Source organism: Pseudoclavibacter sp. JSM 162008, assembly GCF_041366455.1.
Taxonomy (GTDB): Bacteria; Actinomycetota; Actinomycetes; order Actinomycetales; family Microbacteriaceae; genus Pseudoclavibacter.
In genome coordinates, this window is record NZ_JBEWYX010000005.1 from 177,075 (window position 1) to 195,299 (window position 18,225).

Consider the following 18,225-nt stretch of genomic DNA (forward strand, 5'->3'; position numbering starts at 1 on the left):
GTCCCCATCGCGCGGATCCGCCAAGGCCCGTAGCCTGTCCAGGCGATTCACTTGGGGGCCGATGGGCGCAAGATTTTGGGTTTTCGCGCGTCCGCGCGCCGTGGGGGTTGCTCGGCATCCGCTGCCACGTGGACGATCAGGTGAACGTGGGCAAGTCGCCTCGGCCGGGGGCCCGCGATGAAGCAGTCGCATCCGATCGCTGACGAGTTCACGGCTGAGTGCAACGTCTTCCGGGCGTCGTCGTCGAGGGTGACGTTGTCGATGCCGCTGTGGGCGTTCATCATGGACAGCCGTTCGGCGAGCCTGCGGCCGGTGCTGGTCACGAGAGTCGACGCGCACGTCTCCCGCTTCGTGTTGGAGGAACTGCGCGCCGCGAACGGCCAGTGGGCAGTCGATACCGGCTCGGGGGTGTACGACACGCGTTCGGGGTATCGGCTGCGCGGGTTCTCGGAGCTCTGGATGGGGGTGCCTGCTGGTCGACACCGTCTCGAGGGTTTCGAGGCGACTCGGTCGAGCGGGCTTGGGGCGCTGAGTTTCGATGTGCATGTGCGCACACGGGCGGAGAAGCAGGCTCGGGTGGGGGCGGTGTTGCACCATCTGTTTGCTGGCCTGGGTGGCGAGACCCCTGAGCGGTGGGGGCGCTATGACCCGCTGACGCAGCCGTGGTCGGAGGACGCGCTCACGGAGGAGCTGCGTCGCGAGATGCCGGTAGCTCGGCGGCGATACGTCGCCGGGAGTGGCGGTGCGGCGGGCAGTGTGTCGGCCGCGCGTTCCCGCGACGGTGTTCTGGTGCAGGCGCGCGGCGTGGTGCCGATCGGCACGTGCGAGCGGCCTGGAGACGGTGCGGGGTTGTCGTTGGAGGCGGTGCCTACAGTTCTGCCGACGCTGGTGGAGCTGGCTGAGCGCTTCGTGCCGAACGTCGTGCTGGTCTCCTACGTGCAGGTGGAGGAGCGGCTGGGCTCAGTCGGGCAGTCCGTGGGTCTTCGGCCTGCGGATGTGCCGGTCGCGGCCCTGCTGGGCGCGAGGGCGGTGCGCGACCTTCGCATCGACGTGGATCGGGTTCGCGAGGAGTTCGGTGCGGTGCCGGTTGGTTCGCGGCGTGCTCCGTCGTTGATTGTCTGACGGTGTACGAGACGGTTCCGGTGTTCGATTCGGTGGGGGCGCGGGCGTCGATTCGTGGTGCTCCGGCGTCGTTGTCGTTGTAGACGGAGATGACGGTGCCAGCGGGGGAGCTGGCGCGGGGGCGCGAGTTGGCGGAGCGGATCGCTGCGGCGACTGCAGGTGTGATCAGAGAGCGAGTGTGACGCGATGGCGGAGTGGCAGATCAACCCGGGCGGTGTGAAGACAGTGCTGACCGCGGTGATCGGGGCAGAGTCTGAGGTGCTCCCCGCGGTGAGCGCGGAGAACGTGGCCGGGGTGCTGAGCGCGCTGGCGTGGGGCGGCGAGTGGACGGCGTGCGTGGCCTCGGCCGTGCAGGGGCTCGTGACAGACCAGCAGGCGAGTGCGGACAATTGCAACAGCACCTTGCCGAAAACTCAGCGCTAGCTGATGGGCTCGCGAGCGCGGAGATCAAGGTGTCTTACCAGCTTGTCAAGGCGAAGGCAGACCCAGCTTGTCAAGGCGAAGGCAGACGGGACCGTGACCGTGCAGGAAATCGTATTGAACCCGAGCGTGCTCGACCTCGGACTCGGAAAGTAGGAGAGAACACGTGGCGGAACTGGTGGTGGCCGATGAGGCCCGTGTGCAGGAGATCGTCTCGGCGTTTCGTGAGGTTGCCTGGCCGCTGGCCATTGAGGACGGCAAGCGCCTGGCGGATGGTCTCGGGTGGCGGATGAAGCGAGACCTGAGCAATGGTGCAGACTACTTTTCGGGCATGCTCGACGCTGCTGGTGGCACGTCGGACGTGAATGTCTCGTACTTGGATGCCCATGTCGCCGAGGTCCAGGTCGAACTATGCAATTACTCGAAAGAGCACACGCGGAAGGACCTGCTCGCCGTCCGCAAGCAAATGACCGCATGCGTGAAGGCAACTCTTGGCGAGCCGTCGGGCAAGCAGGACGGGAATGCATACTGGGAGTTGGGGAACCGGGGGCGTGTCTGGGTCAAGACACTCAAGTCCACGGTGCTCCTCAAAGTGCTGCACCCGCGTTACGCGGACATCGAGCGGGCCGAGCAACACTTCGGCATTCCGGAGGACCGCATCCCGGGGACCGGTGACGAGAACGATTACTTGTAGGAACAGGCAATAGTGGAACTCGTTGTCGCGGACGTTGCCGCGGTCGGGCGGATTGCCGCTGCGTATCGAGACGTCGAATGGCCGCTTGAGCAATGGCGCTCAGTATTATTCGGGTTTGCTCGACGCTGCCGGTGGCACGTCGGACGTGCTCGTCGCCTACTCGGAGGGTGACGTCGCCGAGGTCGACGTGCGGCTGTGCAAGTTCTCGAAGCAGCACGGGCGGAAGAACATGCTCGCGGTGCGCAAGCAAATGACGGCGTGCGTGAAGTCGGTGCTCGGGGAGCCGTCGGGCAAGCAGGACGGGAATGCCTACTGGGAGCTTGGGACCCGAGGGCGTGTGTGGGTCAAGTTGCTGCAATTCACCGTGCTCCTCAACGTGCTCCACCCGCGCTACGCGGACATCGAACGGACTGAGGAACGCCTCGGCATTCCGAACGACCGCATCCCAGGAACCGGAGACGAGAGCAACTACCTGTAGGCGCCCCTCCCCGTTCCTCGGCACGCGCCGTATTCAACGACCCGGTGAGGGGAGAAGTCCCCATCGCGTAACGCTGGAAGCGTGGTTACGCTGGCGATTCATCCGAGAATTCTCCGGAGGATCCCCGTGCCGCACATGTGCAATCCTGCTCCCGTCTCCCAGGACACAGTTTCGTGACCGCGTTCATCGACCCGCTCTCCGACGAGCGCGGCCCTGACGGCGCGGGCGGCGGTTACACCGTCTACTGGGCATCCGCTGAGCGGGTCACCCTCTCGAAGCCCCTGCAGCGCTTCCTCATCGACGCGCAGTTCTCGCGCCTCCGCCCGATCCTCGTGACGACCGACCAGGCGCACGTGTCGAGCTTCGTCGCGGATGCGTTCCAGGCTGCTGGCGGCTACTGGGCCGTGTCGCACGGCAGCGCGATGTTCGACGCGTTCCGGGGAACGCGCATCCGCAGCTTCGGGGACTTCTGGGCACCCAAGCCCGGCGTCCTGCCCGAACCGCACCCCACGCTCTCGCGCCTGCGCGAGCAGACGACGCCGTCGTTCGTCTTCGACGTGTACGTGCGCGACCGCGCGGACGACCGCACGCTCATCGGCGGCACGGCCGACCTCCTCGTAGCGGGACTGGGCGGGGACGCCCTCGAGCGCTGGGGCCTCGTCGAGCCGCTCGCGCAGCGCTGGTCGCACACCGCTGTCACCGAGTCCATGCGCCGGCAGATGCCCGTCACCGAACGCCACTACGCGGCGGGCGGCGACGGCTCGGCCGTCAGCTTCGCGGTCTCGCGCACGAAGTCGGGGATCCTTGAGCACGTGCGCGGCGCCGTGCCCATCCGCGGCGCCGAGCTCACGGCGCTGGCCCGCGACCCCCGCGGTTCCCTCGCCGCGCACCCGCGCGTGCTCGACACGCTGCGCGAGCTCGCCGAGACGAGCCGCGTCAACGTCGCGCTCCTCTCCTGCGGCGAGGTCGAGGAGCGCGACGGCTCGTTCGGCCGCCTGCCCGGTGTGCGCCGCCCCGAGCAGCCGCTCGCCGTGCTCCTCGGCGCACGCGCCGTGCGCGACCTCGCGATCGACGTGGACGCGCTGGCCGAGCACCACGACGTCACCACCGTCGGCCTCCGCCGGGCGCCAGCGCTCATCGTGCGGCTCTCCGGCGGCGACCCGCTCTGGTACCAGCTGCGCGCGTTCGCGACGGACCTCGACCAGGAGCGCCTCGCATCCGCCCTCGCCGTGGAGTTCGCCACGGGCGACGCGAACGTCGGAAGGAGCTGACCGTGCCCATCGAACTGGTCCTGCTGAGCGAGGTCGCACCGAGCGACGAGGCCATCGCGCGCGCCATCGCCGAGACCCACCCGGAGGGGCAGCTCGTCTCCTTCGAGGACGGCGCCGTGCGCCACGCGGTCGACGGGACCGGAGCGTCCCTGCTGACGGTGTTCGAGAGCCAGCCGATCGTCGACCCGACGAATGCGGTCGCCGCCATCGCGCATCCGCCCACAGCGTTCGGGTTGTGGACAGACGTGACCGTGCCGAGGGGCGAGCCGCAGCGCGGCCGTGCTCTGGCCGAGCAGATCGCCGCCGCTGTCGGCGGAACCGTGACAGAGAGGGTGTGACGTGTCGGATTGGAAGATCGACCCCACCGGGGTGCAGACGGTGCTCACGAGCGTGCAGACCACGCAGGGCGAGCTCGCGACCGTCATCACGGAAGCGGGCATGAACGGCGTCATGGCGGGCGTCGCCTGGGGCGGCGGCATCACCGCTGGCGTCTCCGAGGCCCTCGCTGGCCTGCTCACCGAGCAGCAGTCGAACGTCACGGCCGTCGGCAACACCGTCAACGCGAGCGTCACGGGCGTCGCCAACGCCGTCTACGCCTACAACAACGGGCAGGAGCAGATGGCGCTCGAGTTCCAGGGCGCCATCGCGGACGGCTCCGACGGCGACTTCAGCTTCTTCGAGCAGCACGGCTACCGGGGGGACGCATGACCATCGAAGTCTGCACGGGAGACGGTCTCATCGACCCGTCGGCGTTCGCCCTGAAGAGCGCCGATCTGGACACGTCGCTGATCGAAGGATCTGCCACGGCCCTCCAGGGCATGGGGTCTGGTCTTGTCGAGAAGGTGTCGACCATCAGCACGACGTGGTCTGGCATCGGCGCCTCCTATCAGGCGCCGGAGCAGGAGTCCGTCTATGCGGCGATCACGCCCGCGACGAACGCGGCGGCGGATGTGGAGACCAGCTTCTCCAGCGCGGCCGGTTACCTGAACACCTACGCGGAGGCGCTGGAAGCGGTGAAACCGACGCTCAAGGACCTCGAGGACCGCGCGGTGGCGTTCCGTCAGGAGGCGCTGGCCGGTTACAACGTGACGGTGTGGGATGCGCACGGCCTGTCGATGGAGTGGATGACCACTTCTTTCAGCGACATGGATGAGAAGTCCGAGCACATCCCTTGGACAGAGCACGGCCCGGCGAAGGAGAAGAACACGGAGCTGCTCGCCGAGTATGCGGCGATCATCGAAACGGTCTCGGCGGCCGCGACGACCTGCGCCGCTGGCCTCGAGACGCTCAGCACCGGAAGCTACGTCACCGAGGACGAGGCCATCACCGCCGAGGCGATCATGGCGTCGACGGAGCTGCCGTGGGGCTACCCGTCTGAGGAGGACCGCAACTGCTCGGAGTCGGTCGCGCACGGCGCCGGGAACTTCTGGCACGGCACGTGGACGGGGGCGGCGTCGCTCATCGGCCGCGACCCCGTCACCGGCGACTGGGGCTGGGACAAGGCAGGAGCCGCCTGGGGTGGGCTCGGCAACTTCGCCCTCTCGACGGCCGTCGTGCTGTCCCCGACGACCTGGGCCGTGAAGGTCGTCGCACCCGGCTCGGAGGCAGACCAGTGGTTCGACGACCGCGTCAACGTCGCCGCGACCGGCTGGGGCAGCCTCATCGGCTACGACCACCAGGCCGCGCTCGCGGGCGAGAACGGCTTCCACGCGTGGGAGGAGGACGCGGTCGCGACGGGCACCGAGACGCTTGCGAACATCGGCACCTTCTTCATCCCAGGCGCGAACGTCGCGAAGGGCGTGTCGACGGCCGGCAAGGTCGGTTCGATCGTGACGCGTGTCGGCGGTGTCGCCGCCGACTTCGCGATTCCGGGCGGCTCCCTCGCGGTCGGCCTCGTGACAAAAGGCATCAAGTTCTCGCCAGAAGGCCTGAAGATCACGCCGTACGTGGGCGCGACGGGGGTTGTGGATGCGCTCTCGCCGTCCGGCGGGGTGCCTCCCGTCTCGAACGCCTTCGGACTGGACGCGCCGGGCGGTGTTCCCGGCGGGCCGAAGGGCGGAACGCCGGAGCTGCCGACGGAGACCAGTACACCGGGAACCGGGCAGACGCATCCGGGCGCAGGGGAACCGGCGCAGCCGGGGGGACAGGGCCAGCCGGGTGGCCAGGGCCAGCCGGGTGGCCAGGGCCAGCCAGGGCCGTCGTCCGCAGGTGCGACGCCCGGCGCGGGCTCTGGAGGTTCGCCCGGAGGTCCCTCGACGTCGCCGACCGGTGTCCCCGAGGTCCGGGAGCCGGGTTCGGCCCCGGAAGGTGCTGGCGGCCAGGAGCCTTCAGGCGACGATCGGTCGCCGGATGCGACGGGCAAGCCCGCATCCACCGGCGGCGTGGACGACCCCTCGAGCATCGATCCGAAGGGCGTGACGAAGGGGACCAACGACACGGTCCCCGTGCTCTCCGAGGACTACCACGGTGCGGTCGCGGATCGCGTCGAGGCGGTCGCGGCCCACCAGGAGGCCGTCGGGGCGCAGCAGTCGGTCATCGAGAAGCTCGGGGAGCAGGGTGTCGATGTGGATCCCAAGGGGTTGACGAAGGGGAAGATCGACAGCACCATCGACGCGCTCCTCGAAGAGGCCGAACTCGACACTTCGCTGACGGACGCGCAGTTCGAAGCTCGCGTCGATGCCCTCGAAGAGCTGAGGGACACGTCCTGGGATGAGCGCGATACGGCGGTCACACAGGTGGAGAAGTCGGAGGCGATGGGCGATCAGGCTGCGCTTGACGTCATCGCCTCGCAAGACGCGACGGTCGTCGTCGACGGGTCTGGGGGAGGGAAGGGCACCTTCGACCAGGTCGGACTCACGAACGACGGCAGTACGCTCATCGTCACCGAGGCCAAAGGTGGCACCGCCACGCTCAGCAAGGACGGGCGTCTGCTGCCAGACGGGACTCGCGCGCCGCAGGGATCGACCCACTATTTCAACGACGTGTTCCAGAACGATCCGAACCTGGCTGCGTATCTCCGGGACAACCCCCACATCGCGCAGGGACTCGCGGACGGTTCCGTGACCGTCTCCTATCAGCTGGTGAAGGCGACTCCCACGGGAATGGTTAAGATCAACGAGCTGGTATTGAACCCGAATGAGCTCGACCTCGGGCTTGGGAAGTAGACGACGCCATGACGACGCAGAACATCGCGGACCGAAGCAGCGTTGCCCGCCTGAGTGAGGTGTTGACGGGGCTCAGCTGGCCGGTTTCGAAGCAAGAGCTGACCGGGGTAGCCGCAGAGCTGGGATGGTCGGAAGCGCGGTCGACGAGCCGCAGCGCCCGCTACCGGACCGGATACATCGAGTCGCCCGAACGCGTCTCGAACGCCTCAGCGTCCGTCAAGGACGAGTCGGTCACCGAGATCCAGGTGAAGCTCAGCGGCGCGGACGCCCGTGGTGCAGTCGATGTCGCAGGTGCCCGGCGCCAACTCGGCGCGGAGCTTGCGGAGATCCTCGGTGAGGGATCCGCACGCCAGGGCAGCGACATCGCCTGGGACCTCGACAACGGCGGGCGCCTGTGGCTGAAGTCGCTCGACACGAGCGTGGCGCTCATCGCGCTCCAGCCGGCATACGCTGAAATCGAGCGCCGCGAGGAGCGGACGGGCATCAGCCCGGACCGGGTACCGGGCGAGGCCATCTGATTCCGGGCACAGCACCGGTCGAGGTCACCGCAGTCGACGACGAGCGGTCGGTGGGGACGACGAGCACAGCGGCGTCGGCGCACGGGTGGTGGAGGACTCGATCAATGGCGATCTGCCAGCGGAAGTGGAGTTCAGCAATGTCAGATGGTGGCGGAATCATTGCAGAGAAGGCGGCCTTCGACGCGCTCGGGCGTCAGTTGCTCGCGCTGCTTGCCCCGGGGGACGTTGATGTGCGCCTCGACGCCTCGGTGCTGGCGCCGGTCGCGCTTCTCCAGGTTCGGGCGAGGAACCCGCGAGGCAAGTACAAGACCGACGAGGGTAGCTTCAACGCACCCCGCCTGAACTCGCAGGTCAGTGATGCCGTCACGGCTCTTCGCGCTGCCGCGTACCGCGAGGGGGCGGGCACGTGGTTCAGCGCACGTATCGCCGTGACTGCTGACGGTGCCGCTTCGGCCGAGTACAACTACGACGATGAGCCGCACTGGGATGCTCCGGTCGACTCGGTCGCCTACGTGACCGACTTCAAGCACTTCCCACGAGATGAAGCGCACCAGCCAGATTGGTTGAGAGCCAAGCTCGCAGAGGGGCGCGCGAAACACACTTGACCCGAGAGGTGCCGAGCACTGGGATCGACGTGCTTGCCACAGCCGGACCACGGTATTCGGTCTCATCGATCTCGGCAGCGGAGCCCGATCTCGGATTCGGACTGATCCCATGGTCCGACGAAGCGACGGCGAGCATCCAGTGCCGGATGCTCGCCGCCGCTCATGTCGGTGCGTTGAGTCGCTGCCTAGCTCGGGATCGACGCCCGTGCCGCGGACAGGGCGCGGCGGGCGACGTCGTCGTTCTCGACCAGCGAGTTGCGGATGGCGGCGATGACGTCGCGCACCTGCTGTCCGGCTGAGTTCCACTGCTGCTCGAGGTGCGCGTACTCATCCGAGACGCCGTCGGCCTGGTAGTCGGCCATAGCCGACTTGACGTCGGCGTCGCGGCGGTCGAGCGCCGACTCGAGACGGGCGGCGACCTGCTCGAAGTTCGCCTGCGTCGCCTCGGACGAGCCGATGTTGTAGTCGTTGCGATCCATCTGGTTCGTGAACATGCGTGTTCTCCTCGTTCTCGTCGCGTCGGTGTCTGAGCGCTAGGCCTGCGGGCGGATGCGTGTCAGGAAGGACTCAGAGCTGAAGTCGGTCGAGCCGGTCGCGGCCTCGTGCGTCGCGGCTCCGTCGTCGGCGGCGGCGACGAAGGCCTTGTTCTGGCCGCTGATGGAGGTGACGATGCCGACGAGCGCCGAGTTGAGGGCGTTCGAGATCTCGTCGGTCTTCGACTTGAAGTTGTTGAAGCTGGCCTTCGCGGGCCCGTTGAAGGTCGAGGAGAGCGGCTCGGCCGCGTCGAAGAGCTGCTTCACGAGCTCGCCGAGGTCGTCCGATTCGGTCTGCGACTTGTTGCCGAGCGTGACCAGTGTCTGGTCTTCCATTGCGAACTTCATGGCATCCTCTCCAGCACCGCGATCGGCGCGCGTTCTTATCGGGAGACGTCAGTCCAGCACGGGATGCCCGCCGTCGTCCAACTTTTCACCGGGGAGTTCTCCCCTCCCGGCGTCAGGTTTGGCCGACTAGCCTTGCGACTCGTGTGGAAAACGGCCGATCTCCCAGCGGCGACCGCCCAGCTCGCCTGGTCGATCGCGCTCGACGTGGCGCTCGGGCTCGCGGTGGTCGCTGGCTTCTCGCTGCTGGCCGCGGCCCACAGTCTCGCGTTCGCGGTGCTCGTCGGAGTGGTCGTGTCGCTCGTCCTGCTCGCGGTCTGGTGGTGGATGCGCGCTGCGCTCGGCACGAGCGCGGGCCACGCCCTGCTGGGGCTCCGCACCGTCGCCCGGTCGACGGGCATGCCTGCGCATCCGCTCACGGGCGCACGCGCGACGATGAACGTCCGCACGGGGCGTGATCCGCTGCATCTGGTGCCGGCCGCGATCGAGCTCGCCCCGCCGACTCGCGTGCCCCAGCGTTTCTCGAGCCCGGACCTCGAGCTGCACTTCGATGACGGCTCGCGTCACGTCGTCCGCGGCGTGATCGTCGTGGGCCGCGCCCCGCAGGTCTCGTCGAGGAGCCAGCGGCCGGTCGCCGTGCCCGACTTCTCACGGAGCCTCGCCCCGACCCACGTGCGCCTCGAGCCGAACTTCGAGGGCGTGCTCGTCACCGACCTCGGCAGCGTCTCCGGCACGTGGGCGTTCGCGGGCGGCGACCCGCAGCGGTTGCAGGCGGAGACGGCCGTCACCGTTCCGTTCGGCACGGTGCTGGCCCTCGGCTCGAGGCGCGTGCGCCTCGGTCGGCCCGGCGTGCCAGGAACGGGGGTGGCCGCGTGAGTGAGACGGACCGCACGCTCATCGACACGACGCGCGCGCACCGCGAGCGGATGCTCGGCGCGCTCGCGCACGGGCCGCAGGCGACGAGGCGCACCGTCAACACGAACGTGGGTCGTCTGCTCGGCTCGGTGATCCTCGGCGCCGTCATCTGCTGCGCGTGCCTCGGCACGAGCTTCGTCGTGAACCTGCTCGAGGATCGCAAGCAGCAGGAGGCGATCTCCGCGTTCCAGGCGGCGGCCGCGGCGAACCCCGTCCAGCCAGGCGGCACGGTCGTGCAGGACGAGGCGACCGGCTTCCTGCTCGACCAGGCGACGGGCCAGTACACCGACCCGCGCACGGGTTTCGTTGTCGACCCCGCCACCGGTTACGCGACGGACCCGGCCGGCAAGCTCATCGACACGAGGATCGGCTGGTACATCGACCCGGCCACCGGGTACTACACGAACCCGACGAGCGGCATCACGATCGACCCGCAGACGCTGACGGTGGTCGAGTGAGCAGCGACAGCCCTGGCATCCGGCAAGCGAACCCCGACGTCCGGCGACCGAACCCTGAGGAGCACTGAGTGTCGTACACGCGACTCACCGTCATCGGCAGCGAGCGGAAGGCAGAGCTCGCGCTGCCGAGCACCGAGCCCGTCGGGGCGCTCCTCCCTCACGTCCTCGAGCTGCTCGACGAGCACCCGCACGGCGGTGACGTGCTGATCCTGACGACACTCACCGGTTCATCCCTCGATTTCGACGCGACCCTCGAGGAGCAGGGGGTGCGGCCGGGCGCGATGCTGCGCGTGACGACCGCCGACGACGCCCCGCAGGCGCCAGAGGTCATCGACATCACCGACGCCATCACGGAGGCCGGGGCCAGGAGGCGGGACGCCTGGGGGGAGGGGCACACGCGCACGACGCTGGCCGTCGTCGCCGGGGTCGCCGCCGCGGGTGCCGCCATGTGGGCCATGGGCGCGTTCGCGCTTCCGGGGCAGTGGATGCTCGCCGCCGTGGCACTGCTCGCTGCCGTTGGCGCGGGACTGGCTCGGTCGGGCCAGCGGTTCGCGGCGGTCGCCGTCGCGAGCACAGCGATCGGGGTCTCCCTGCCCGCCGCGTTCGGGCTCGCTGCGGAAGTCGGCAGGGACGGTGGCGCCGGCGGCGTCGCGGGTCTCCTGCCGAACACGGTGCTCGTCGCCGCCATGTCTGCCTGGTTCGTGCTCGGACTCGTGTGGGGCATCGGGTTCCAACGGGGGTCTGCGAGGTACGGCGCCGCAGTCGGGCTGCTCGCCAGCAGCATCCTCTTCTTCCTGAGCCTTGCTGGCTTCGATCGCGGCGGCGTGGCGGTCCTCGTGTCCGTGCTGAGCGTCGCGGCCCTCGGCGTGCTTCCTGGCGCCGCTCTCTCCCTCAGCGGCCTCACGTCCTACGACGACCGCATCATGCGTGGTGAGCGCGCCTCGACGGTTGACGTGCGCGCTGCCATCAGCGAGTCGTTCGCGCAGCTCACCTGGACGGTCATCGCCGTGTCGGTCGTCGCCGCGCTGTCGCTCACCGAGCTGCTGCTCTCGGCCGACCCGTGGCGGCAGGGGCTCGCGGGGGCCCTCGCCATCGTCGCGCTCCTGCGCATGCGCACGTTCCCACTCGCGCCTCCCCGTCTCGCGCTGCTGGCCGCCGCCGTCGTGCCCGGCATCCTGTGGCTGGTCTCGACGCCGCTCCTCGGCGACGGTGAGAAGGCCCTCGCCGCGGGCGTCGCGGCGCTGGTCGCGGTCGCCGCCGCCGCGTGGAGCCCGAGCGGGGTCGTCGCCGCCAAGCTCAGGCACTGGGCCGACATCGTCGAGCTGCTCGTGGTGCTCACTGTTGTGCCCCTCGCGCTCGGTTCGTTCGGGATCTTCGCCGACCTTCTCGAGGCGTTCCGTTGAGCCGACCGAGCGCCCTGAACCTCGCCTGGCCCCACGCGCTCACGGCGCGCGGGGCGGCCGAGCTGCGCGACCTTCGAGAGCACGCCACCGTGCCGCTGGCGCTCCGCCGTCGTGTCGGCGTCGCCTCGCTCGCGGTCGGCGCCGGATGCACGACGGTCGCCGTGGAGCTCGCCAGGTTCCTGTCGTCAGTGCGGCGCGACCGGGTGCGCTTCGTCAGCGCGCAGGGCGGCAGCGCCCGCCCGGAACGCGGCCTCGATGGCACGGCCGTCGAAGCGCTCGAGCTGTCGCCGGCGGAGTGGCCCGCCGACGTCGACGCCTGGTGGCGGCTGCACCGCGCGTCCAGCGACGCCTACGACCTCACGGTCACGGACTGGGGCGCGACTCCGCTGGAGCGCATCCGCGACCTCGCGGAGCACTCGCACGTGCTCTGCCTCGTGACCCCGGCGGACCGGTCGAGCGTCCAGCAGGCGCTCGACGTCGCCGCCGCCATCGGCGCGCACACCAGGGTCGTCCTCGTCGCGGTCGACGTGCAGCGCGTCGCCGGCCTCGCGACCGAGATGCTCGTCGACAACCTGCCCTTCGCGTCTGTGCTCCTGCGACACGACCGGAAGCTGCGCGAGAGCGCGCGGCGGGGCCTCGACGGCGTGCGCATGCTGCGCCTCGGCGCCAGGGTCATCGATGCGGCAGCGGGGGTGGCGGCACCGCCGGTGCCCACCCCGGTCGCGCCCTCGGCTCCGGTCCCGCACGCGCCGCCGGCACCCGTCGTGCCGCCCGCGCAGGCGCCCGTGTTTCCCCCAGCGCCCAACCGACCCGCATCCACCTCCGACCGATCAGGGAGGCGACCGTGAGCATCCGCGACGCCCACCGGCCCACCCGAACTGTCTTCCCGGCCCAGAGGCCCGCGCCCCGCCAGCTCGCCTCGCCGCCCACGCTGAGCGACGAGGCCAGCGCGACACCATTCCAGTTCCTGCTGCCGGTCGTCGGCGCGCTCACGTCCGTCACGATGATGGTCGTCATGCGCAACGGGCAGCCGCTGTTCCTCTTCATCGCCGGCATCGTGTTCGTCGTCGCCATCGTCTCGGGCGTCGGCTTCGCGATCTCGGCCAGGGGTCGCGCCGGCCGGGCGCTGCGCATCCGCCGCAAGCGCTACCTCGATTACCTCGAGCGGCAGCGCACCGAGCTGCGCGACGAGGCGGCCGGGGCGGCGCGGGCCGCGAGGCTCGTGCATCCCGACCGCAGCGGCCTTGCCTCCCTGGTGCAGGATCCCGCTCGCCTCTGGGACAGGCGCCGCGGCGACCCCGACCACCTGCAGGCCCGCGTGGGCACGGCGACCGTGCCGTGGTTCCAACTCGGGGTCTCCGCTGAGGACTCGCCGACCGAGCCCGCCGACCCCATCCTGCTTCGCGAGGCGCAGCTGCTCGCCGAGACGCACAGCGAGGTGCCGGGGATGCCCGCCGTCGCGGAGCTTCGGGGCGCATCCGTCGTCGCGATCATCGGACCGCGGGCGCGCACCGTGCCCCTCGTGAGGGGGCTCGTCGCCCAGCTGGCCAGTCACCAGCTCCCGGACGACGTGCAGCTCGCCGCCGCCTTCGCTCCGGACCGCGGAGACGACTGGCGTGGCTTCGACCTGCTCCCGCACGCGCAGAACCCGCGCCTTTTCGACGGTCCGATGCCGGCGCGCCGCGTCGCGCCGGACCTCCGCCAGCTCGCCGCCGTCATCGGGAGCGAGCTCCTCGACCGCACCCAGACGGCCGCCGCCGCGAGGCGCCGCGGTGGCACGGCGACGACGCTGGCCAGTCTCGTCGTGGTCGACGACCGCCACGGCGAGCCCGCCCGCCCGCTGCAGCTCCCCGACCGTAGCTACACGCCGAGCGAGATCGGCGTGACCATCGTCCACCTCGTCGACGATCGCCTCCACGAGCCGGACGACGTCGACGTGCGCATCGAGCTCGACGCCGACGGCGGCGCGGCGATCACGCACAACGCGGGCGGCAGCGAGCAGCGCACGCTCTCATTCGAAGCCGACGAGGTGACATCGACCGCGTTCGAGGGCCTCGCCCGCACCCTGGCCGCGCGGCGCACCTTCGCCACCGCGGGGGCCGGAGACGACGAGGGACCCGCGGCCGACATCGCCGAGATCCTCGGCGTCCCCCTCGACAAGCCAGTCGCACTCGAGCGCGTCTGGGCGCCGCGACAGCCCTCGGAGTTCCTCCGTGTCGCGTTCGGCGTCAACGATCAGGGCCGCCCGGTGCACCTCGACCTCAAGGAGAGCGCCCAGCAGGGCATGGGCCCGCACGGCATCTGCATCGGCGCGACCGGCTCCGGGAAGTCGGAGATGCTGCGCACGCTCATCCTGTCGCTCGCCGTCTCCCACCCGCCGGAAGACCTCGCGATGATCCTCGTCGACTACAAGGGCGGGGCGGCCTTCGCGCCGTTCGAGGGACTCCCGCATCTCGCGGGCCTCATCGACAACCTCGCCGACGACCCGCAGCTGACGGTGCGAGCGAAGGCCTCGCTCCAGGGCGAGGTCGTGCGCCGACAGCAGCTCCTGAAGGCCGCGGACTCGTCACCGTCCATCTCGCACTACCGCGAGCTGCGCCGCACTCGCCCCGAGCTCGCGCCCATGCCGCACCTCTTCGTCGTCATCGACGAGTTCGGCGAGCTGCTCACGGCGGAACCCGACTTCATCGACCTGTTCCTGCAGATCGGCCGCATCGGCCGGTCCATCGGCGTGCACCTGCTGCTCTCGAGCCAGCGCATCGAGGGCGGCAAGCTGCGCGGGCTCGACACCTACCTGTCCTACCGTCTCGGTCTGCGCACGTTCAGCGAGGCGGAGTCGCAGGTTGTGCTCGGCTCCGGCGACGCCTTCCACCTGCCGCCGATCCCCGGCTACGGCTACCTGAAGGTCGACACGAGCGTCTACCAGCGCTTCCACGCCGGCTACGTCTCCGGTCCCATCGACGAGGTGGCTGAGGCGCGCCCGGTCACGGACCACGAGCAACCGCGCATCGTCGAGGTGCCCCTCTTCAACGGCATCGACAGCGGGGGAGACCCTGACGCACCGCTCGTGCTGCGCGCCCCGGAGACCCGCCGTACCCTCATCGACGACCTCGTCGCCCAGCTCGACCGGCCGGAGAAGGTCAGACCGGTCTGGCTGCCCCCGCTCGCCGAGCGCATCTCGCTCGGCGAGGCGTTCGCGGCCGGCGCGGACAGCTCAGCAGACCCCAGCGATTCCGGCGAACACCCCCACGGCCCCGCCAACCCCGGGGGAGCGCATCCGCTTCGCTTCGTCATCGGGGTCGAGGACGAACCCGGGAACCAGCGGCAGGAGCCGTGGGTGCTCGACCTCACCAAATCGGGTGGCCACGTCGCCATCATCGGTGGCCCGCAGTCTGGGCGGAGCACGGCCCTGCGCACGATCGCGGCATCGCTGGCCCTCAGCGGCGCACCGGGCGCCGTCGGCATCTACGGCATGGACCTGACAGGCGGCGGCCTCCGCAGGCTGGAGGCGTTCCCGCACGTCGGCGGCGTCGCCACGCGAGGAGACGACTCCAGACTCGTGCGTCTCGTCGAGGAGCTCACCGCGATGCTGCGGATGCGCGAGGAGCTCTTCAAACGGCACAGCATCGACAGCACGGCGCAGCTTCGCGCCATGCACGCCGCGGGGAAGCTGCCCGGACTGCCGAACGCCGACATCGTCCTCCTCGTCGACGGCTACGGCGCCCTCCGCCAGGACTTCGAGCACCTCGACGGGCCGTTCGCGAAGCTCATGCTGCAGGCATCGAGCTACGGCATCCACCTCATCGTGACGCTCGGCCGCTGGAGCGAGCTGCGCATGGCGCACCAGTCGCTGTTCGGGACGCGCATCGAGCTGCGCCTCAATGACCCGTCCGACTCGGCCATAGACCGCAAGCTCGCCAAATCGGTGCCAGCCGACTCCAGGGGGCGCGCGCTCACCGACGCGAAGACCCTGGCGCAGTTCGCGCTCCCGACGCTGGAAGCCGTCGACCCCGACCAGGTCGGCGACGCCCTCGAGGAACTCGCGGCCAGAGCGGCGGAATCCTGGAGCGGGCCGGCCGCAGCGCCCATCCGCCTCCTGCCGAATGTCGTCGACCCGTCGAGCCTGCCCGACGCGGCCGACGAACCCGCCGCCGTGCCCCTCGGCCTCCGCCAGGACACCATGGACACCGCGCTGTGGGACTTCCTCGACTCCGACCAGCACCTGGTCGTGCTCGGGGATGCGAAGAGCGGCAAGTCGACGGCGCTGCGCGTCATCGCGAAGGGCCTCGTCGAGCGGTTCACTCCAGACGAGCTCGCGATCGCCGTCGTCGACCCGCGCGGCAAGGTGCCCGGCGTGATCCCCGAGGAGTACCTCGCAGCCCACGCCAAGTCGGCGGCGCAGGCGAGCGGGCTCGCCGCGTCCATCGCAAGCGAACTCGCCGAGCGGCCAGGCCGCACCGCCGAGGAGCTCAGGAAGACGCCGAGAGTCGTGCTCCTCGTCGACGACTACGACATCGTCGCGGCCGGCGGCACCGACCCGCTCGGGGCGCTGGTCCCTCACCTGCCGGCGGCTCGCGACCTCGGCATCCACATCGTCGTCACGAGGCCCGTCGCCGGGTCGACGAGGGCCATGTACGCGCCGTTCCTGCAGAGCACGCGGGACACGGGCGGGGCGCTGCTGCTGCTCTCCGGCGATCGCAGCGAGGGGCAGATCGCGCCGCGCCTCTACGCCGAGCGGATGCCCCCGGGCCGAGGCAAGTACGTGCGACGCGGAGAGGCTCCCGCGGTCGTGCAGCTCGCGAACCTCCCCGAGCGCGCCTGACGGGTCGGCGGCTGCTCGGTGGGTGTCTGGCCTGCTGCGTCGCTCAGCGGGTGGTCAGCGGCTGGTACTCGGGATGCTTGCGGATGAACGTCGCCACGTACGGGCACTGCGGGACGATGGTGAGCGCCGACTGCTCGCCGAGCGTCGTCAGCGCCGCATCCGTCAGGACCGCGGCGAGTCCCTGCCCCTGATAGGCGGGGTCGACGACCGTGTGATCGATGACGATCGCGTCGGCCGTCGTGACGTAGCTCAGGAACCCGATCTCGGTGCCGTCGCCGTCGTTGAGGGCGAAGCGCGAACGATCCTGCTGGTGCTGGACGGAATTTGACATGCGCAGAGGCTACGCCGTCCCACCGGCAGAAGACTCAGTGATTCCGCCGACGATGCCGAGTGCGAGCATCAGTGTCCGCACCCTCGGCCAGTCCCGGACGACCCCGCCAGCGCCTGTGCGAGGGTTGACCGGTGACTGAGGAGCAGCAGAACCATACGCCGGACGGCCGAGCGTCGGAGGCTCAGGCGCCGGATGATCAGGGGCGGCGCGCCGAACGTGCCGTGCGGAGCAAGCGCAAGGCCTCAGCGCGTGTGCGCCGGAACCGGAAGATCGCGGCGGCGGGTCTCGCGGTTGTCGTGCTCCTGGGAGGCGGCTTCATCTACTGGGCCGTGACCGCCGCATCGAACGGTGACGCGAGCGTGCCGACCATCGCATCCACCTCGGCCCCCGCGACGCCGACGGCCACCCCGACTCCCACCGCCACACCGACCCCGGAGCCGACCGCGACGGCCGAGCCGACTCCGACCGAGACGCAGCCACCGGCCTCGGCGCTCGACATCACGGACCCAAACAGCATCACGGTGCTCGTGAACAAGCAGACACCGCTGGTTCCCGCCGACTACGCGCCCGCCGACCTCGTCGCCATGTCGGAGATCGGCGTCCCCTCCGCCAACGGGCACTCGCTCCGCTCGGAGGCGGCGACCGCGGTGCAGACGATGTTCGCAGCGGCCAGCGCCGAGGCGGGGCTCACCCTGGACATGACCAGCGGGTACCGCGACTACGGGCTGCAGACCGAGCTCTACACCGGGTACGTCGCCGACCTCGGCCAGGAGGCAGCCGACCTCACGTCGGCTCGTCCCGGGTACAGCGAGCATCAGACCGGGCTCGCCGCCGACATCTCGTCGCAGGGCGAGGGATGCGTGCTGGAGCAGTGCTTCTCGACGACGGCGGGTGGTCAGTGGCTCGCCGCGAATGCCCACCGCTTCGGCTTCATCCTGCGCTTCCCGGACGGGGCGACCGCCACCACCGGGTACGAGTTCGAACCCTGGCACTACCGCTACGTCGGCGCGGAGACGTCCACCGCGATGCAGGCGGCTGGCACCAGCACGTACGAAGAATTCCTGGGCGCTCCCGCGGCGCCAGGCTACTGAAGAGGCCGGGCTCGGTAGAGTTCTGCCAGAGCTTTGGAAGCAGAAGCACTCCAAG

General features: G+C 70.0%; 19 protein-coding genes. 16 read left to right on the forward strand and 3 right to left on the reverse strand.

All coding sequences use genetic code 11. From position 1 onward, the window contains the following. The first annotated feature begins 177 nt into the window (after positions 1–177). The 10 genes from ABVF28_RS06210 (at position 178) to ABVF28_RS06255 (ending at position 8,272) form a co-directional block, all read left to right on the forward strand. Positions 178–1,122 (forward strand): DUF6177 family protein, encoded by a 945-nt coding sequence (locus tag ABVF28_RS06210; RefSeq protein WP_371029842.1) that lies wholly within the window; start codon positions 178–180, stop codon positions 1,120–1,122. A 186-nt stretch (positions 1,123–1,308) separates the two neighbouring features. Then, entirely contained in the window at positions 1,309–1,545 is a 237-nt protein-coding gene (locus tag ABVF28_RS06215; protein ID WP_371029843.1) for a hypothetical protein, read from the forward strand. A 163-nt stretch (positions 1,546–1,708) separates the two neighbouring features. Continuing rightward, on the forward strand, positions 1,709–2,236 hold the full coding sequence (locus ABVF28_RS06220; RefSeq protein WP_371029844.1) for a DUF6301 family protein: 528 nt from the start codon (positions 1,709–1,711) through the stop codon (positions 2,234–2,236). A gap of 85 nt (positions 2,237–2,321) precedes the next feature. After that, complete coding sequence (locus tag ABVF28_RS06225) at positions 2,322–2,714, forward strand: DUF6301 family protein (RefSeq protein WP_371029845.1); 393 nt, start codon at positions 2,322–2,324, stop codon at positions 2,712–2,714. 173 nt (positions 2,715–2,887) lie between these two features. After that, a complete protein-coding gene (locus ABVF28_RS06230; RefSeq protein WP_371029846.1) occupies positions 2,888–3,985 on the forward strand; it encodes a DUF6177 family protein in 1,098 nt (365 codons plus the stop codon). Positions 3,986–3,987: 2 nt separating this feature from the next. Then, positions 3,988–4,323, forward strand: coding sequence for a hypothetical protein (locus ABVF28_RS06235; protein ID WP_371029847.1), 336 nt, complete (start codon positions 3,988–3,990; stop codon positions 4,321–4,323). Position 4,324: 1 nt separating this feature from the next. Continuing rightward, complete coding sequence (locus ABVF28_RS06240) at positions 4,325–4,693, forward strand: DUF6507 family protein (RefSeq protein WP_104254572.1); 369 nt, start codon at positions 4,325–4,327, stop codon at positions 4,691–4,693. Beyond that, entirely contained in the window at positions 4,690–7,149 is a 2,460-nt protein-coding gene (locus ABVF28_RS06245; RefSeq protein ID WP_371029848.1) for a hypothetical protein, read from the forward strand. Before ABVF28_RS06240 ends, ABVF28_RS06245 begins: the two co-directional genes overlap by 4 nt. Before the next feature lie 8 nt (positions 7,150–7,157). After that, positions 7,158–7,667 carry a DUF6301 family protein gene (locus ABVF28_RS06250; RefSeq protein WP_371029849.1) on the forward strand — a complete coding sequence of 170 codons (510 nt, stop codon included), beginning with the start codon at positions 7,158–7,160 and terminating at the stop codon, positions 7,665–7,667. 137 nt (positions 7,668–7,804) lie between these two features. Then, positions 7,805–8,272 carry a hypothetical protein gene (locus ABVF28_RS06255; RefSeq protein WP_371029850.1) on the forward strand — a complete coding sequence of 156 codons (468 nt, stop codon included), beginning with the start codon at positions 7,805–7,807 and terminating at the stop codon, positions 8,270–8,272. Between the two features lie 185 nt (positions 8,273–8,457). Here ABVF28_RS06255 and ABVF28_RS06260 read toward each other — a convergent pair whose 3' ends face one another. Both ABVF28_RS06260 and ABVF28_RS06265 read right to left on the reverse strand, forming a co-directional pair. Beyond that, complete coding sequence (locus ABVF28_RS06260; protein WP_104310929.1) at positions 8,458–8,766, reverse strand: hypothetical protein; 309 nt, start codon at positions 8,764–8,766, stop codon at positions 8,458–8,460. Positions 8,767–8,805: 39 nt separating this feature from the next. Continuing rightward, entirely contained in the window at positions 8,806–9,153 is a 348-nt protein-coding gene (locus ABVF28_RS06265; RefSeq protein ID WP_371029851.1) for a hypothetical protein, read from the reverse strand. Positions 9,154–9,294: 141 nt separating this feature from the next. Here ABVF28_RS06265 and ABVF28_RS06270 point away from each other — a divergent pair, with 141 nt between their 5' ends. The 5 genes from ABVF28_RS06270 (at position 9,295) to eccCa (ending at position 16,748) form a co-directional block, all read left to right on the forward strand. Continuing rightward, complete coding sequence (locus ABVF28_RS06270) at positions 9,295–10,026, forward strand: hypothetical protein (protein WP_371029852.1); 732 nt, start codon at positions 9,295–9,297, stop codon at positions 10,024–10,026. Continuing rightward, the gene (locus ABVF28_RS06275; RefSeq protein ID WP_104310931.1) at positions 10,023–10,523 is read left to right on the forward strand and encodes an OCRE domain-containing protein; all 501 of its coding nucleotides are present in this window, start codon (positions 10,023–10,025) and stop codon (positions 10,521–10,523) included. The genes ABVF28_RS06270 and ABVF28_RS06275 overlap by 4 nt, the downstream gene beginning before the upstream one ends. A gap of 68 nt (positions 10,524–10,591) precedes the next feature. Next, the gene (locus ABVF28_RS06280) at positions 10,592–11,926 is read left to right on the forward strand and encodes an EsaB/YukD family protein (protein ID WP_371029853.1); all 1,335 of its coding nucleotides are present in this window, start codon (positions 10,592–10,594) and stop codon (positions 11,924–11,926) included. Next, complete coding sequence (locus tag ABVF28_RS06285) at positions 11,923–12,774, forward strand: hypothetical protein (RefSeq protein WP_371029854.1); 852 nt, start codon at positions 11,923–11,925, stop codon at positions 12,772–12,774. The genes ABVF28_RS06280 and ABVF28_RS06285 overlap by 4 nt, the downstream gene beginning before the upstream one ends. Beyond that, the gene (eccCa, locus tag ABVF28_RS06290) at positions 12,771–16,748 is read left to right on the forward strand and encodes a type VII secretion protein EccCa (protein ID WP_371029855.1); all 3,978 of its coding nucleotides are present in this window, start codon (positions 12,771–12,773) and stop codon (positions 16,746–16,748) included. Before ABVF28_RS06285 ends, eccCa begins: the two co-directional genes overlap by 4 nt. A gap of 43 nt (positions 16,749–16,791) precedes the next feature. Here eccCa and ABVF28_RS06295 read toward each other — a convergent pair whose 3' ends face one another. Then, on the reverse strand, positions 16,792–17,079 hold the full coding sequence (locus ABVF28_RS06295) for a GNAT family N-acetyltransferase (protein WP_371029856.1): 288 nt from the start codon (positions 17,077–17,079) through the stop codon (positions 16,792–16,794). A 131-nt stretch (positions 17,080–17,210) separates the two neighbouring features. On the opposite strand from ABVF28_RS06295, the gene ABVF28_RS06300 reads away from it, so the two are divergent. Beyond that, a complete protein-coding gene (locus tag ABVF28_RS06300) occupies positions 17,211–18,170 on the forward strand; it encodes a D-alanyl-D-alanine carboxypeptidase family protein (protein ID WP_371029857.1) in 960 nt (319 codons plus the stop codon). The last annotated feature ends 55 nt before the right edge of the window (positions 18,171–18,225 follow it).